Origin of the sequence: Streptomyces sp. NPDC058470, assembly GCF_042721055.1 — a bacterium.
In the GTDB taxonomy this organism is placed as follows: Bacteria; Actinomycetota; Actinomycetes; order Streptomycetales; family Streptomycetaceae; genus Streptomyces.
Map to the genome: position 1 here is coordinate 13,049 of NZ_JBHXMF010000053.1, position 16,212 is coordinate 29,260.

The 16,212-nt window shown below is 70.1% G+C and carries 10 protein-coding genes and 1 pseudogene; 4 read left to right on the forward strand and 7 right to left on the reverse strand.

What is annotated here, in order from left to right; genetic code table 11:
- Positions 1-197: 197 nt before the first annotated feature.
- The 3 genes from ACFWP7_RS32025 to ACFWP7_RS32035 form a co-directional block, all read right to left on the reverse strand.
- A complete protein-coding gene (locus ACFWP7_RS32025; RefSeq protein WP_384388543.1) occupies positions 198-974 on the reverse strand; it encodes a polysaccharide lyase family 7 protein in 777 nt (258 codons plus the stop codon).
- A gap of 709 nt (positions 975-1,683) precedes the next feature.
- Positions 1,684-2,832: an ATP-binding cassette domain-containing protein gene (locus ACFWP7_RS32030; RefSeq protein ID WP_384388545.1), complete on the reverse strand. Its 1,149-nt coding sequence runs from the start codon at positions 2,830-2,832 to the stop codon at positions 1,684-1,686.
- A 43-nt stretch (positions 2,833-2,875) separates the two neighbouring features.
- Positions 2,876-4,132 carry a carboxylase gene (locus ACFWP7_RS32035; RefSeq protein WP_384388547.1) on the reverse strand — a complete coding sequence of 419 codons (1,257 nt, stop codon included), beginning with the start codon at positions 4,130-4,132 and terminating at the stop codon, positions 2,876-2,878.
- An 833-nt stretch (positions 4,133-4,965) separates the two neighbouring features.
- On the opposite strand from ACFWP7_RS32035, the gene ACFWP7_RS32040 reads away from it, so the two are divergent.
- The 4 genes and pseudogenes from ACFWP7_RS32040 to ACFWP7_RS32055 form a co-directional block, all read left to right on the forward strand.
- Entirely contained in the window at positions 4,966-5,811 is an 846-nt protein-coding gene (locus ACFWP7_RS32040) for a helix-turn-helix domain-containing protein (RefSeq protein WP_384388549.1), read from the forward strand.
- A complete protein-coding gene (locus tag ACFWP7_RS32045) occupies positions 5,808-6,605 on the forward strand; it encodes an SAM-dependent methyltransferase (protein ID WP_384388552.1) in 798 nt (265 codons plus the stop codon). The genes ACFWP7_RS32040 and ACFWP7_RS32045 overlap by 4 nt, the downstream gene beginning before the upstream one ends.
- 56 nt (positions 6,606-6,661) lie before the next feature.
- On the forward strand, positions 6,662-8,053 hold the full coding sequence (locus tag ACFWP7_RS32050; protein WP_384388555.1) for a helix-turn-helix domain-containing protein: 1,392 nt from the start codon (positions 6,662-6,664) through the stop codon (positions 8,051-8,053).
- A 435-nt stretch (positions 8,054-8,488) separates the two neighbouring features.
- Positions 8,489-8,716: pseudogene (locus ACFWP7_RS32055) on the forward strand (dihydrofolate reductase family protein); the annotation flags it as partial.
- Between the two features lie 360 nt (positions 8,717-9,076).
- Here ACFWP7_RS32055 and ACFWP7_RS32060 read toward each other — a convergent pair.
- From ACFWP7_RS32060 to ACFWP7_RS32075, 4 genes are all read right to left on the reverse strand, one after another.
- Positions 9,077-9,724: a class I SAM-dependent methyltransferase gene (locus ACFWP7_RS32060; protein ID WP_384388558.1), complete on the reverse strand. Its 648-nt coding sequence runs from the start codon at positions 9,722-9,724 to the stop codon at positions 9,077-9,079.
- On the reverse strand, positions 9,721-9,954 hold the full coding sequence (locus ACFWP7_RS32065) for a hypothetical protein (RefSeq protein WP_384388560.1): 234 nt from the start codon (positions 9,952-9,954) through the stop codon (positions 9,721-9,723). Before ACFWP7_RS32065 ends, ACFWP7_RS32060 begins: the two co-directional genes overlap by 4 nt.
- A 69-nt stretch (positions 9,955-10,023) precedes the next feature.
- Entirely contained in the window at positions 10,024-13,011 is a 2,988-nt protein-coding gene (locus tag ACFWP7_RS32070; RefSeq protein ID WP_384388563.1) for a glycoside hydrolase family 2 TIM barrel-domain containing protein, read from the reverse strand.
- A 379-nt stretch (positions 13,012-13,390) separates the two neighbouring features.
- Positions 13,391-16,189: an alpha-mannosidase gene (locus ACFWP7_RS32075; RefSeq protein WP_384388566.1), complete on the reverse strand. Its 2,799-nt coding sequence runs from the start codon at positions 16,187-16,189 to the stop codon at positions 13,391-13,393.
- Positions 16,190-16,212: the final 23 nt, after the last annotated feature.

Below are 16,212 nucleotides of genomic sequence, written 5' to 3' on the forward strand. Positions count from 1 at the left end.
GGGACCCTAGGCCCTGTCGTCACATTCCCGTCTGCCTCGCGACGCCATGCACGCCCTGTCGCCGCACCGGGCGCAGACCCAAGTCCAATACGAGGGTCTACGCCCGGCACACCGAGAGCACGCACCTGACGCCGCGAGGCCGCCCTCCGGGCGACGACGGGAATGTGACGACAGGACCTAGCGCTCCCTCACTTCCGTCAGCCGTGCGAAACGGTCAGCCCGTAGAACGCGACCCGCGCGCCCTTCGTAGTGCTGTCGGAGGACGACTGGTTGTAGGAACCGGCCTTGAAGTACTGCTTGTACGGGAAGAACGACGACGGGATCGTGTAGTGCGTGGTGCTGCCGTTGACGGTCAGGTTGATGGTGTTGCCGCCGGACACGGCGATGGTGTAGGTCCACGTCTTGCCGACCGACACATTGCCTACGGTGTGCAGCGTCTGGCCGCCCGAGGGGGAGTTCTCGGTACCGGCGACGATGTCGCCGTTCGACCGGTAGTACAGCTCCACCAGCGGCTTGGTGGAGGAGCCGCCGGAGCCGAGGTGAATCTGCCCCACGCACACGTTGGACGTCACCGACACCACGCGCAGAGTCGCGCTCAGCTTGTGGCTGCCGCTCAGGGACCAGTCCGCCGCGCTGCCGCTCTGGTTCATCTCGCGCAACTCGGAGCGGGCGTAGTTGGAGTTCGGGGTGGTGACGCCCTTCTCGGGTGCCCAGAACGTCATTGCTCCGTCACGGGTGTCCGTGTAGAAGTACGAGTCCTGGAAGCCGTTCGAGCCCTGCAGCCGCGACGAGGATATGGTGGTGGGACTGCCGGGCGACCCCACGGGCTCCTGCAACTGCCAGACCGACAGGTCGAAGTTGCCGCCGGGAGCGACCTTCGGATCTGCGGCGCCGGCGCTTGAGGTGCCCAACACGGTGACCACGGCGACAGTGGCCGCGACGGTAGCCGTCGCGAGAACTCTGGTACGAATCATGGTGCCGTCCTTCGGGATGTGGGGGAGGACAAGGCGAGTTCAGGTCCGTGAACAAGTAGTTCACTTGTGAACCTGCGTGCCGAGACGGTAAAGGCGTGAGCCAATGTCGTCAAGGGCCCTGTTCCTCAGCCTCGCCTCGCGGTCCGGCTTGGCGCGCACTCGTCACCCCGCCACCATCGAGCCCGCCTCGATCGGGCCTGACCCGGAGTTGGTCAGAGGAACGACCAGTGAACGCCTACCTGCAGGACGCTCTCGATCTTGCTGGTCGAGGGCTGCTCACGAAGCTGCCGGGAGTGGGTCCCTCGCCCAGCCGGGCCGGGACGCGGGCGAGTTGTCAGCAGAACGAATGCGGCCTGGACGAGTACGAAGTCCGCCACTACGTCGGCTTGATGCGGCACGTCGCCCTGGCCATTTGCCTGCCCAGTGCATAGCTGAGATAGAAGGCGCGGGGGCCCTGCGCCGTCGCCGCACGAGTGTCTCTCCCCTGCCTCGTTGGGCGCATGTGTGAACAGCTGGTCGATGCGGCCGAAGCGCGGCACGTGCCGAGTGCCGTTCGCACCCGTCCCGAAGGTCTCAGCGCCTACGTGAGGTCAGACCCGTACCGGCTCATGCTCGGAGCCGTCCTTCGGTTACGGTCGCGTGCAGTTCCTCACCGGAGAACTGCACGGATCCACCTCACCACTGAGCAGGGTCGAGGCGAAGGCAGTCGTCATGCCTCGGGAATATCGCTCCCTCGGTCGACGGCCAGGATCGGAGCCATCGCGATCTCGGTGTCGGGGGCCCAGGGAAGATGGTCGCGGTGACGGTCGTGGGCGACGACGACAAGGGCGCAGCGGGGCAGCCGTTCGCGGATGGCTTCCAGCACCGCGCGGGCAGTCGGGGCGTCCAGGCCTTCGGTGGGCTCGTCCAGGAGCAGTACGTCAGGCTCGGCCAGGAGGGCGCGGGCCAGCGCCAGGCGCCTCCGCTGGCCGCCGGACAGGTCCTCACCACGACGGCCGACGGCCCTCGCCGGACCGCCGAGGTCGGCAAGGCAGACGCCTTCGAGGGCGTCGTGGAGCTCCTGCTCGGTGGCTTCGGGGGCGGCCAGGCGGAGGTTGTCCTCGATGATGCCGTCGAAGATGTGGTCGTCGTGGGCGACCAGGACGGTGCGACGGCTGTCGGCTCCGGCCAACTGCCTGAGGTACGTGGTCTTGCCGCTGCCGCCCGGGCCGGTGACGAGGGTCGTCGTTCCGGCGGCCGGGGCGGGCGCCGGGCGGGTACCGCTGTCGGCGGCGCGCGAGGGGAATGACGGTTCGGCCCCCGCCGGCTCACCGTCGAAGACGACGGTCACGGAGTTGACTACGACGCCCGGGGCGGATGGCGGCACGAACAGCTCCGGCACGTCGGGACCGTCCAGGAACGCCTCGACCTCGGTTGCCATCGCATCGGCGTCCGCGCGCGCGTGGTAGGCGGACGCGTACGCGCGCAACGGCTGGAAGTACACCGGAACCGCGAGCAGGAGGAAAAGGCCGGTGCGCAACGACATCCGGGGCGGAAGCCAGGGGATGTCGACGTAGCCGAGCAGGGTCAGGCCGATGTACGTGGCCGCGACGGCGACCGCCATCGTCACGACCAGCTCGACCACCGCCGTCGAGAGGAAGCCGATGCGCAGCACCGCGAGACTGTCGTCCACGAGCTCGTCGCCGACCCGGGCGACCTCGTCCGCCTCGCGTTTCGACGCTCCCAGATACCGCAGTACGCCGAGTCCCTGGATCCGGTCCAGGAAGTAGCCGGAGAGCCGTTCGCGGCACGCGAGATGACGGCGGCTCACCTCGGCCGCGCCGTGTCCGACGACGATCAGGTTGCCGACGAGGAGCACTGCACGGCGCGCCTGCTGGGCGCCAGGGGCAGGTGATGAGCGGTCAGTGCGCGCCGACGGGGCTGGATGCGGCCTTCGAGACGCGGGCGGTGACCTGTTCGGCGATCAGACCGAGCCGCGACGTGCACTCTGCGGTGTCCGCTCCGGTGACAACCCAGTGTGCGAGGCGGTCCGCGCGGCCGCTGCGCGGCGGGCCGAGCACCGCTTTGCCCGGCCGCTGGGTCCAGGCGAAACGGTCCAGCCAGGGCTGCGACGTGAGCCTCTCTGCGGCTTTGAGCCGGACGACACGGCCCGAGGCGTCCGGGTGGAGGAAGCGGATCGCGGCGGCCTGGCCCCGGGTGGGGGTCAGGTCGGGGGTGCCGCCGGTGGCCAGGGCGGCCGCCGCCCGGGACAAGCCGATGCCCCGGGCACGGGCCACCAGTAACGGAATGAGGTCATCGGCGGGAGACGCCCCGACCTGCAGGATGAACGGTCCGCGCGAGGTCAGTCGCACATCGGCATGCACGACGCCGACGGTGAGTCCGAGCGCGGTCGTCGCCTGCGCGACGACTCGGGTGAGGTCGGCGGCCTGGAGCAGCTCGTCGTGCGCGTCGACGCTGTAACCAACCGGACAGTGGGCGCGTTCGGGGCAGAGAGTCCTGCGGGTGACGGCGACCGTCTGCACCTCTCCAGGGGAGAGGACCACGGCCTCGACGCCGACCTCCGGGCCGTCCAGGCCGAACTCCTCAATCGTCACGCTCGCAGTGAGCGGTTCAGCGCTGTCGCCCGGGGCGAGGGCCACGTAGGCGCTGCGTACCTCGTCGTCGCAGTCCGCGCGCACCGGGCCGGTGCCCGCCGCGGGCGCAGTGAGGGAGACCGGGAAGCGGAGCGAGCGCGCGGCGGCGAGCGCGCTTTGGATGTCGTCGACCGCGTGCACCCGCATAGAAGGGACGTCGGCTTCGCGCAGGACGCGGTGGGCCCTGGACGGGTCCTCGCACGTGGCCACTGCTGAGGGGGAGTTGCCGGGCAGGCCCAAGTGCTGTGCCAAGTGGGCAGCGAGACCGGCGTGGCGAGGCTCGCTGGTGACGATCCCGCTGACCGGGTGTTCGACGGTGAACCTCCCGACCGCTGCGCCTACTTCGCTCGGGTCGGAGAGGCTGACGGTGACCTCTCCTACCAGATAGGGGCGAGCCCAGGACGGGACGACGGCGTCGACCAGAACCACCGGATGGGACGCGGCGATCTGCAGGAGGCTGTGGGCGTGATACTCGCGGATGCCGGCACCCACCAGCAGTACCGGGCGGCGTTGCGATGTGTGCACGGCGGGGCCCTTCGGATGTAAAGGGTAGGACTACGGCGGCGGTTGCATCAGTGGAGCGAGGAGTCGGCGGACCCAGCGGTCGGCGTCCGGCTGCGGTAGTCGGCTGACAGGCACTGCGCCCTGCGCACACAGGACAACCGGACCGTCCTGGTGAAGGGCGAACGGCTGGGGGGCGATGCCCTCTTGCCGCGTGTCGCACACCAGGGACACAAACCGCTGCGAGTCAATACACCTAGGTCCTGTCGTCGCATTCCCGTCGTCGCCCGGAGGGCGGCCTCGCGCCCGCTGCGGCAGCAGCCTGTGTCGCAGTAGGTGCGTGCTCTCGGTGTGCCGGGCGCGGACCCTCGTACTGGACGTACTTGGGTCTGCGCCCGTTGCGGCGAGACGGCGTGCATGGCGTCGCGAGGCAGACGGGAATGCGACGACAGGGCCTAGGGAAGCCTCCCCCTCGCACGCCCGCCGCCCCGGTTCCTGCACAGTGCGGCGTTGCGCAGACCTGCGCCGATGCGGCTGCGAGGACCGCTGACGTACTCGCGGTTGACAGCGTGCCTTCCCAGGACTGGCTGCCGCGGATCACGCCTGTTCATTCGCCCTCCCGTTATCCCCCGTAGGCGTCGACCACGCCCGACTCACCCCAGGCCCGGTTCGACGGCGCGTACGCGAACGGAGCCCCTCGAGGGGGGCCCGCCCGCACAGGCGCGCGGCCTTCCACCATCCGCAACTGCACGGTCACTGAGGCGAGTTAGGCATACTCAAAGGGTTGCGCGCGAAGATTGCAAGGTACAAAGTTTGCACTACCTACAGGTTGAAGAAAGTGCCGGAAGGGGGATTCCATGGCTCGCGAAAGGTCTGGCAGGACCGTCGCGCACCTCGTTCTCGCCACCCGGCTCAAAACCCTGCGCGAAGCCGCAGGGATTTCCCGAGGCGAGGCTGCCACCGCACTCGGAGCCCACACGGCAACCGTCCGCCGTATCGAACTGGCCGAGACATCCCTGGATGAGGGCCAGGTCCACACCCTGCTGACGGCGTACGGCGCGGGCGCCGCCGAAATCGCAGAGTTCCTCGGGCAGCTCGCGACTGCCAACCTCCCCGGGTGGTGGCATCCGTGGCGGTCTGTCATGGACGCATGGCAGCTGGACCTGATGAGTGTGGAGTCCGCGACCCGGATCATCCGCGTGTGGGAGCCGGCACTCGTTCCTGCCCTGCTGCGAACACCGTCCTACGCCCGCGCCGTCGAAGACGTCCGCAGACCTGAGCTGCCCCCCGCGGACAAGGACCGGCGGACCGAGCTGCTCATAGAACGCCAAAAGCGGTTGCGTGACCAGAACACGCGCATCTGGGCAGTCATGTCAGCCGCCGCGCTGCGTACGCCCGTGGGCGGCGAGGCAGTGATGGCCGAGCAATGGCAGGCGCTGAGGGCAGCCGTCGAGCGTCCCGATGTGACCTTGCAGATTCACCCGCTGGAAGGGCCCTGCCACAGCATGACCGGCATGCCGACCGTGACCCTGTACCGGGTCGACGTACCAGAGATCCCTGATCACGTGGTCCGTGAGGGAGATCTGCCCGGATCCGCCGAAGTCCTGAGCAGCAGGCACGCGGTGACGGCGTATCACGTGTTGCTGGACCACACCTGCGTTGTCGCACCTCATCCTGACGAATCGAAGGAAGCGTTGTCATGACCGAACCGACCCGCCCGTCCCCGCAGATCGACACGTCCGTCGCTCATAGCGCGCGTGTCTGGAACTACTGGCTGGGTGGGAAAGACCACTACCCCGCCGACCAGGCCGCCGGCGACGCCTACAGCAGCAAGTACCCCAAGATCGTCCCGTTTGCCGGGGAGTCCCGGGACTTCCTGCGGCGCACCACCACGTACCTGGCCAGGGAAGCCGGGATCCGGCAGTTCATCGACCTGGGTGCCGGGCTGCCCACCAGCAACAACACCCATGAAGTCGCACAGCGGATCTCGCCCGACTGCCGAGTGGTCTACATAGACCACGACCCCATCGTGCTGCTGCACGTCCATGCGCTCCTCACCAGCACTTCCGAGGGCGCTACTGCCTATGTGCAGGCGGACATGCGTGACACGGACACCGTCTTAGCGGGTGCAGCCAAGACGCTGGACATGACCAAGCCGATCGCTCTGGTCATCAACGACGTGCTGGGCCACATCGTCGACTGGGATGAAGCTCTGGGTCTCGTGCGCCGACTCGTCGACCAGCTTCCCTCAGGCAGCCACCTGTCACTGAGCCACTCCACCGCCGCGGACGAGGAACACCAAGCGGTGCAGGACGAATACAACAGCTCGGGAGCGATTCCCTACATCTTCCGGGAGCCGTCCGTGGCCATCGAGCTCTTCGAGGGCACCGAACTGGTCGAACCCGGGTTTACGAGCTGGCCGCGCTGGCGCCCCGACGCGAACACCGGCCTCCTTACCGACCGCGCGGGCTGGGGCGGCGTGGCGCGGATCTCATGACGTCGGGCCGTGTGGGACCCGCGCCCGCCTCTCCCACGGAGGTGACGCGGTATCAGGTGGTGCGACGACTCACGCGTGCAGCGGCCCACTCGGACGCTCAGCTGATCGAGGAGGCCGCGGCCCTGGCCGAGGGCTGGGCGGTCCTCATGGACCTCATGGGCGGCGTCGTCTGCAGTGCCCCCCACACCGCCGGACCCGAGGGGGTGCGTGCTGCCGCGCACCCCCAGCTCCACCCGCACCTGACGATCCGCAAGATGACCGGCGCCGCCCTCGTCGTCGGACCCGGCACAGCAGCACCCGCATCCCGCATCGACCTGATCGCGCGGACCACCGTTGATCTGCTCAGAATGCGGGCCCGGGTTCGCCGGGCGGAAGAAACCCACCATGCTGAGCAGCGGCTGCACACCGCGGTCTTGCACCTCCTGCTCAGCGGCCAGCCTCACCTGGCCACCAACGTGCTGGGCGGCGCCGCGTTCACCCATGCCACGGTATTCCGGCTGACCGGACAGTCGGTGCACGCCGCCTACCAGGCTCACTGGCGAACGGCTCAGCCCAGTGTGTCCCCCAGTGACCCCCGCACGCTGGTGTGCGTGGAGGGAAATGAGTTGGTGGTCGTCGCGCTCCACGGCAACGGCACAGACCGCCACTCGGCCCGCCCACTCGCCGCGCGCATCGCCGACCGGCATCAGCTGGCCGGCGGCTTTTCAGACCCTTTGCCGCTGGACATGGTCGCCACCGCGTGGGCGGAGGCCGGCAATGCCCGTCACGGCGCACGTGCCGGCCGCCTGACGTCCGCGACCGTCCTGGGTTCGCGCGGACTGCTCCGGGTCATTCCCGCCCATCGGCTCACCTCCTGGTCCGCAGCAATCCTCAGGCCCCTGGACCGCGAGCAGCGCAGGACGCTGGAGGCATACCTGCGTTCGGGATCCGCTCAGGCCGCCGCATCGGTGCTCGACGTGTCCGAAGGAACGGTACGCACACGGCTGCGCGGGATCGGCACTCTGCTTGTCGCCGAGTTGGACGACCCCACCGTGCAGGCCCAACTCCTGCTGGCGGTCAGGGCCCCGGCCGCCCCCAGCCAGATCACCTCCTCCACCAGCCTTGTTCCCAACCCTCTGCTGCCTACCGATCTGCTCACCCCCGAGCACGCCCACCGTTGGGCCTCGGCCCTTCTCGAACCACTGGACCAACCGCTGCGTATCGCCCTTCGATGCTGGCTCCAACACCGTGGACGTACGGCTCCCGCTGCCTCTGAGCTGAGTCTGAGCCGGAGCACGCTCACCGACTGGATGAGCAAATGTGGCAGGGCGCTGTCCCTCGACCTGTCATCCGCGACAGTGCGGGCGGAACTCCACCTGGCCGCCGAGACGATCGCGACTCCCGACGACATTCCGGCTCTGCTGCCACGCCGAGGAGGCAGAACGTATCGAGGGCGACGGCCTTACTGATTGGTGGATTCCAGCGGCCATCGCAACACGTGAAAACGCCAGGGCTGCGACGAGCTCGGCGGGCTTTTGGCAGCCGAGTGTTGTGCGATGGCGGCTATTGAGTGCGGCGGCTGCGTAGTAAAGCTCCTCAGTGTTGTAGATCGAGAGGACGGAAGACGCCGGGACGAACCTGCCCCTCGTGTCAGCGGTGGGCGGCATACCGGTAACTGCGGACCGTACCGAGCGACAGCCCAGATCAGTTCATCGGCGTGGATCTTGAGCGAGGCATCGACCGATCGTGCTGGTGACCGCGCCCGAACTCGCCCGGGTGTCTCTATTTCACATGGGGTGAGCCACTGTTGGATCTTTTTGCGAATCCGTCGGGTTCACTATGGGCATGCCAGTGTCGGGTTGAGGGTCCTGGCCCTCTCGGAGACGTCGCGGCCCCTCGACCTGCGGTTGCGAGCCGAGCCGGGGGAGGGCGACATCGGCGGCGCGGCTCTAGCCGCCGAGGCGGCCGCGTCGGGTCTGGTCGACGAGTACCGGGCCATGGTCTACCCGGTGCTGATCGGCGGTGGCATTCCGTACTTTCCCCATCGCGAGCGCCGGGTGGATCTCGAACTCGTCGAGACCCGCACCTTCAGCTCGCGAGTCGTCTACCTCCGTTACCGCGGGGCGCGTTAGCCGGGGGCGTGCGCGGCTCAGCGAGGAAGGGATCGCCGGGCTTGAGCGGGAGTCGGCACGGGGTCCGCCACTCTGCGCCGACATGCAGTTCGGCGGGCCGATCGTGCTGCTCCGGAACAACGTTCGCATCCACCTCACCTCGCCCATGCACGCGTCCTTCGCGTATGGGAGCTCGTGGAGGCCGTCCTCACCCCGAACCCGTTCGGAGAACGCGTCTCCGACGAGTTGTTCGCCAAGGCATCCGCCCCTACGACGACGAGGCGATCTGGACGCTCACCACGGCGCTCGGCCACCTCTCCTTGTTCGTCCCGGTCGCTCTCATCGGCAATCAGCGGCCTGCTGATGCAGTGCGCCTGAGCGTCAGCGCCCGGTCTCCTCACGGCGGCAGTACAGGAAGAGGTGCGGTTCGGGGTCGGCGCCGGAGTGGTCCGGGACGAAGGTGGTGCTGTGGCGGGACAGGACCGTCAGCCCTGCCGCCTCCACCATGGCGGTGACGTTCTCCTCGGCGAAGCTCGTCGCGCGGACCGGCCGACCCATGAAGACCACCTCGACGTCCTCCACGTCCGCGGGCACGGTGGCCAGTACCAGATGCCCGCCGGGCCTCAGGGCCAGAGCCAGGCGTCGCGTCACAGCCGACTGCTCGGCGCGGGTCATCTGCAGCAGCGAGAAGAACACGCACACGCCGTCGAACGAGTCGGCCTCCAGCGGGAGAATCCGGATGTCGACACAGCGGAAATCGGCCTCGGGGACCTGACGGGCGGCGAGTTCGACCATGACGGGGGAGACATCGACGCCCAGCACCGAGTGCCCTGCCTCGATGAGCGCGGCCGCGGTGGGCCGCCCGGTGCCGCTGCCCACGTCCAGCGTCCGCGCGGCGGGGGGCAGCCGCTCGATCAGCCACTCCAGCGCGGACAGATGGGCGGGAGCGTGGGCGAACGCCTTCTCATAGTCCCGGCCCAGCGCGTCGAACAGCACGGCGGCGGGCGGTCGTTGGTCCTCGTGCCTCACCTCGGTGTCCCTTCGTCGCCGACCTGCATCGTCGCACCCGCCGGACACCTGCCACAACGGCCGCTGAGGAACGACGTGCGGCGGCGATTGAAAGAGGCGGTGGGGAAGGCGTCTGGGTAGTACCTCAGCTGGAAGATCCGCACCCGCTGCCCGCCGGTGACCTTGATGTCGATCCCGCCGCCACCGCCACGCCCGTTGAGCGTCCAGACCGTCGCGGTGGCGTCGTACATGCAATGCGGCGCTGACCGGCATGCCATCGCAGCCCCACAACCGGAGCCCGGCCGCCGACCGGGCGCGCTTCACGTCGTGGTTCGGCCTCCCGTGATCCGGAGCCTGATCGTGCGTGCCTCCGGGCGCAGCGCGAACTCCGGCCATACGTCGGGGCCGCAGGCGCGGGAGCCGAGGCCGTGCTGGGCCGCGTCGATGATCAGGTGACTGGTCGTCGAGCCGGGGAGCTCGAAGGGGTGCCGGGCCTCGGCGATCTGCTGAGGGGTGTGGCGGCTGAGGGTGAAGCCGGGATGCCGGCCCCGGGTGTCGGGCAGGGCGGTGATGCGCACCACCCGCTCCGCACCGCTGGTCAGCGTCAGGTGCCGCAGCCGGGAGCGGTGCCCGGTCTCCTGGGGGCGCGCGTAGTCGACCGGGAGATCGCCGACCGGGGCGGCGAAGAGTCCCGTGCGTGCCGCGTGGAGACTGTCGGGGTAGGACTCGAACGGGCCCAGCCCGAACCACTCGGCACCGTCGACGGGAGCCGTGCCGTCGGGCAGGCCCAAGTGCACACCGATCCTCGGCCACACCGTCCGCCAGCCGCTCGACGGTTCGATCTCGACGCGCAGTTCGAGTTCGTCCCCCTCGACCGACCAGACGGTCTCCACCGTCACGGACAGGGCGGAGTTCGCGGCGGAGACCTTGTCGACGGTGCGCAGGGCGTCCCTCGCGTGCTCCACGGTGACCCTCCGCGCGCTGAGCCGGTCCAAGCCGTCCCGGCGCCACAGGTCGGCGCTGGACACCCCCGCGACACTGTCGTCGCTCCCTTCGAGGCGGTCCCCCGGACCCTCGTCGTTGTCGGTCGGGGCGCGGAACAGTTCCAGACGCGGTCCGGTCACGGCGCGACCGGCGAGACGGGTGAGCGACCCGTCGGCGAACTCGGCGATGCCGAGGGCGAGGGTGCCGTCGCCGGGCCGCCAGTCGGTGCGCGGACGGGCGCGGGGGACCGGCCGCCGTACCGAGTGGTCGTGCTGGGCGGTCGCAACGACATGCCCCTGGTCCGCCCAGGCGGTGCCGGTCGCCAGCACCGCGTCGATCGTGAACCAGGTCTCGGCGTCCGGGGACACGGTGACCCGGGGGAGCGTCACCCGGCCCGACTCGCCCGCCGAGACGGCGGGGACGTCCAGCTCGCCCGAGTCCACGGGCACTCCGTCGTGCTCGACCCGCCAGCGAAACCGCAGATCCGATGTGTCGGCCGAGTGCCGCAGGTTCGTGATCGCGACCTTCTCGCCGTCGAAGGCGAAGCGGAGCGGCTGCACGACCGCCTTGAACTCGTGGAGGCTGGGCGTGGGGACGTCGTTGCTCAGCAGCATGCCGTCCATCACGAAGTTGCCGTCGTGCACGACCTCGCCGAAGTCGCCGCCGTAGGCGTAGTACGGCGTTCCGTCCGGGGTCGTCGCCAGGAGGCCGTGGTCCCGCCACTCCCAGACGAAGCCGCCGTGCAGCCGCGGATACTCGTGTACGAGCGCCTCGTACTGATCGAACGCGCCCGGCCCGTTGCCCATCGCGTGGGCGTACTCGCACAGCAGGAATGGTTTGCCGCGCTGGCGGGCGCTCTGCGCGGGGGTGCAGTCCAGGAGCGTGGACGAAGCGTCGTCGGTGCCGACCCGCTCGGTCTCCGGGACCGTCGGGTACATGAGTGAGTAGATGTCCGTGTACTCGCCCGTGTGGTCGCCCTCGTAGTGCACCGGTCGCTCGGTGTCCCGGGCGTGGACCCATGCCGACATCGCGGCGAGGTTGCTGCCGGTGCCCGCCTCGTTGCCGAGGGACCAGATGACGACGCTGGGATGGTTCTTGTCCCGCTCGACGGTCCGCTGGATGCGGTCGAGGTAGGCCGGGCGCCACGCCGGGTCGTCGCTCGGGTTGCCGACCCAGCCGATCTTGTCGAAGCCGTGTGTCTCCAGGTCGCACTCCAGGACGACCCAGAACCCGAGTTCGTCGGCGAGGTCGAGGAGCCGTGGGTGCGGAGGGTAGTGGCTGGTGCGGATGGCGTTCAGGTTGAACCGCTTCATCCGGGCGAGGTCCTCGCGCGCATGCCGCTCGTCGAAGACCCGGCCGCGCTCGGGGTGCGTCTCGTGACGGTTCACCCCGTGGAAGACCACCCGGCGGCCGTTGACCAGGAATTGGTCGCCGCGGATCTCGACCGTGCGGAAACCCACCCGCAGGGCGATGCTCTCCGACGCCGAGGAGACCGTCGCCTCGTACAGGCGCGGCTCCTCCGCCGACCAGGGCTCCACCTCGGCCACGTCCAGCGGGGCCACCTCGGCCGCCGTCGCCCAGACCCGCTCGACGCCGAGCTCGGGGATCCGCAGGGTGACGGGGAAGGCCGACGCGTCGGCGGTGACCTCCGGGTCGATCCGGCCCTGCCCGGCGGCGTAACCGGTCCTGAGCCAGACATCCTCGATGCCCCCGGCCGGCCGGGCGAGAAGGGTGACGTCGCGGAAGATCCCCGGCAGCCACCACTGGTCCTGGTCCTCGACATAGCTCGCCGCGGACCACTGGTGCACCCGCACCGCGACGACGTTGTCACCCGGACGCACCGCGTCCGTCACATCGAACTCGTGGGCGAGCCGGCTGCCGCTGGCGCCGCCGGCCTCCACGCCATTGATCCACACCGTGAAGAGCGACTCGACCCCGTCGAACCGCAGCACGATCCGCTCGGCGCCCGACCAGCCGTCGGGAAGGTCGAAGTGGCGGCGGTAGTCGCCCGTGGGGTTCTCGTCCGGGACATGGGGCGGATCGATCGGAAACGGGTACTGGATGTTCGTGTAGAGGGGCCTGCCGTAGACGCCGTCCCCCTCCAGCACCCAGTGCGCGGGCACCGCCAGGGTCCCCCAGCCGTCGTCGGAGAAATCGTCGGCTACGAAGTCCGCCGCGACCGACGCCGTGGGGGACAGCCGGAAGCGCCAAGGCCCGTTGAGGGAGAGGGAAGGGGCGTCGGAGTGCAGCCACGAGCGCGCCGGGCGCAGCGCGCCGCGCCCCGGTGCCAGGTCCGAAACATACGCGGAGAGCTCGGAGAGCAAGAGGTCACGTCTTTCTTCGTGGGGGCTCGGTGGACGTCGCCCGTGCCGTGGCGGAGGTGGGGGTCGGTGACGGCCGGTTCGTACGGCTGGTGGTGGGTGTGGGGGTGGAGGTGATCGGTCGTGTCTGGTGTGTCTAGGCGGTGGCGGGTGCGGGAGCAGGCCGCGGTCGGTGCGTACGGCTGACGACGTGTGGAGGTGTCGGTCGCGGCCGGTTCGTACGGCCCGTGGCGGGTGTGCGCGCCGGTCGTGTTGAGTTCGTACGACTGGCACGGCTGTCGGCGGGATGCGGTGCTGGTTACGCTCGGCTCGTCCGGCCCGCGGCGGGACCGCGTGTCGGTCGCCCCCGGTTCGTACGATCCGCCGCGGGACCAGATGACGTTCACGGTCGGCTCGTGGGGCCCGTGGGGTGCTGCTGCCTCAGCACGACCGTGCGGATCTCCCAGGGCGCGAGGGCGAGTTCGAGGCCGTCCTGCGCCGGAGTGGTGGAGAGCGGCCGGCCGAGCAGGTCGACGGTGGTGGCCTCGGTGAAGTCACCCGTCAGGCGAGCGGTCGACCCGGTGTCGCTCAGCGCGGCGAGCCGGACCTCGATGCCGTACCCGACTCCGGGCCCGTTCCCGGCTCCGTGCCCGTCGGCGGGAACCCTGCGGATGCTGGAGACGAACACGTCCTTGCCGTCGACCCGTACGCCGCTCATGTCGGCCGGCAGGGTGCCCCCGGCGGGTGCGGTACCCCGCGTGACGAGCACGTCGCTGCGGAACTCCTCGGCGAGGGCGACCGCGTCCGCGGCCTGCCAGCCGGTGGCCGAGGGCAGGACGGCGAGCCGGTTCTCGATGCGCATACCGAGATCCTGTGCGCCCGGGGTGGGGATCTCGCTCGCCGCGGGCTCGTCGCGCAGGGGGTGGATGTTGACGCTGATCGAGCCGATCGCGCGCAGCAGAGTGAGGGCCAACGCCGAGCCGTCGTCGACGAGTTCGTACTCGCTGGAGTGGCCGAGGAGGACGGTGGCCGGCCCTGCCGCCACGAAGGTGCTCGCCGGGAAGGTCGGGAGCGGGTACTCGCCCCAGCCGCCCTCCGCCGTGAGTCCGCGCTCGGTGACGGCGAACTGGCCGGCGGAGGCGGACGTGGTCACGGGCCGGGGCAGCGGCACGTGGAAGCGCAGCCGGTGGTCGGCGGACCGGTTGAGGAAGGCGGTCGAGATCCGTACGAACGGCTCGCCCGTGCGCAGCTCCACCAGCATCTCCACCGGCGTCGGGACGGTGGTTTCGCCGCGCAGGTCACGGTCGGCGGCGAGCGCGTCGGGCCACTCGTAGACGCGGGTGACGCGCAGCCGGGACCGCAGCGGCCCGTTCTCGACGAGCTCGACGCCGACCTGGGTCGGCTCCGACACCAGCGTGTCCCGGGCCGGGGGAGCGTAGTTGTAGCTGTCGCCGCGGTCACCGCCGTCGACCAGGCGGCCCACCCCCGACAGGACTGTGCCGTCCGCGCCGGTCACGACCAGGGTGCCGTCGTCGGCCACCACCACTTCGACCAGGCCGTTCGACAGCACGTCCGCCGACGGCGTCACGGTGGCCGTGGTCGGCGCGAGCCGTGGCGTCGGGACGCTGTTCCCGTCGGCCGCCGAGACCCGGACAGCGGTCAGCCCGGAGGCGGGCACGTGCACCGGCACCAGCGCGGTCGCCCGCGCCTCGGCCAGCGTCCGCACCTGCCACTCGCCCGGGTGCGCGGCAGCCGCGGCGGCGACCTCGCGACGCAGGATCAGCAGGTCGAACGGCCCGCTGGCCGGCACCTCGGCGAGATGGAACACCAGTGAGCCCGGCGTGAGTTCGTATCGGTCGATCAGCAGTCCGAACAGTTCCCTGCGGTGGATACGGCGCAGTACGCGTTCGAGCTGCGAGGCATCCATGCGCTCGTCGCTGAGCACGGTCGGGTCCTCGGAGATCAGCTGCACGGGATGAGCCGACCCGTCGGCGCCGGTGGCGACGAGCGTGGTCCCGGCAGCCGGGGCCAGGACATCCACCTCGACCAGCGCCGTGCGCGGCGACGGCAGCGGGTTGGCCACCAGGTAGGCGTCGCTCGGCACCCGGGCGGCGGGCTCGGCGAGCGCAGCGTCCCGCACGGCACGGGCGGTCTGCGCGGCCTCGGCGAGCCGCGCCGCGACCTGGTCGCAGGTCTCGTCGGTGCCGGATCCGACCACCGAGTCGTGCGCGGTGGACTCGATGATCTTGTGCCAGGCGAGGGAGAGGAAGGCCGAGTCGTCGCGTCGCGACCACAGGGCGTTCACGCGCTCGGCGTGGTCGACAGTGCGCTCCGCGAGGGCCATCCGCTGCTTGAGGCCGAGCCGTACGGACAGCACGCCCGGCAGGATATTGCCCCGCACATGGCTGCGCAGCTCACCGGTGACGACGGAAGTCACCTTGTCACGGACATGGCCCCGGATGTACTCGTCGAGGGTGGCGACGGTGATCGGCAGCTCCGCGCAGGACGCCTTGCGCAGCCAGGCCGCCAGCTGCGGGTCCGGCGCGTTGTGGTCGGTGCCCGCCATGGCCAGCACCGGATCGCCGGCCCACCGCGCGGCCGTCATCTCCGCGTACTCGCCGAGCGCACGGCCGACCTGGTCCGGCACCAGAAGGACGTCCAGGCCGTTGTCGTAGCCGTCGAAGAGGAACTCGGTGCGCACCTCGGAGCCGTCCGGGGCGCACCACCGGAAGGCGTGCCCCTCGACCGAGCCGGGCACCCCGCGCCACAGCGCCGCGTGCTCGATCCCGGCGCGTGCCAGGATCTGCGGCATCTGCGCGACGTGGCCGAACATGTCCGGCAGATAGCCGATGGGCATCGCGCCGCCGAGTCGCTCCGCCGCCGCCCACCCCATCTGGAGATTGCGCACGATGGTCTCGCCGGAACACAGGAACTCATCGAGCAGGATCAGCCACGGTCCGATCGCGAGCCGGCCCTCGCGGACCAGGGCCACGACCCGCTCGCGGTTCTCCGGACGCATCTCCAGGTAGTCCTCGACCGCGGCCATCTGACCGTCGACGGTGAACCGGAAGTCCGGGTTCGCCTCAAGCGTCTCCAGCACGGTGTCCAGGGCGGTCACGAGCCGGTGCCGGAAGACCTGGAAGGGCTCGTACCACTCCCGGTCCCAGTGGAAGTGGGGGACGAATACTGCGGAGTTGGGCATGGCGGGGCGGACCTTCTGTGCGG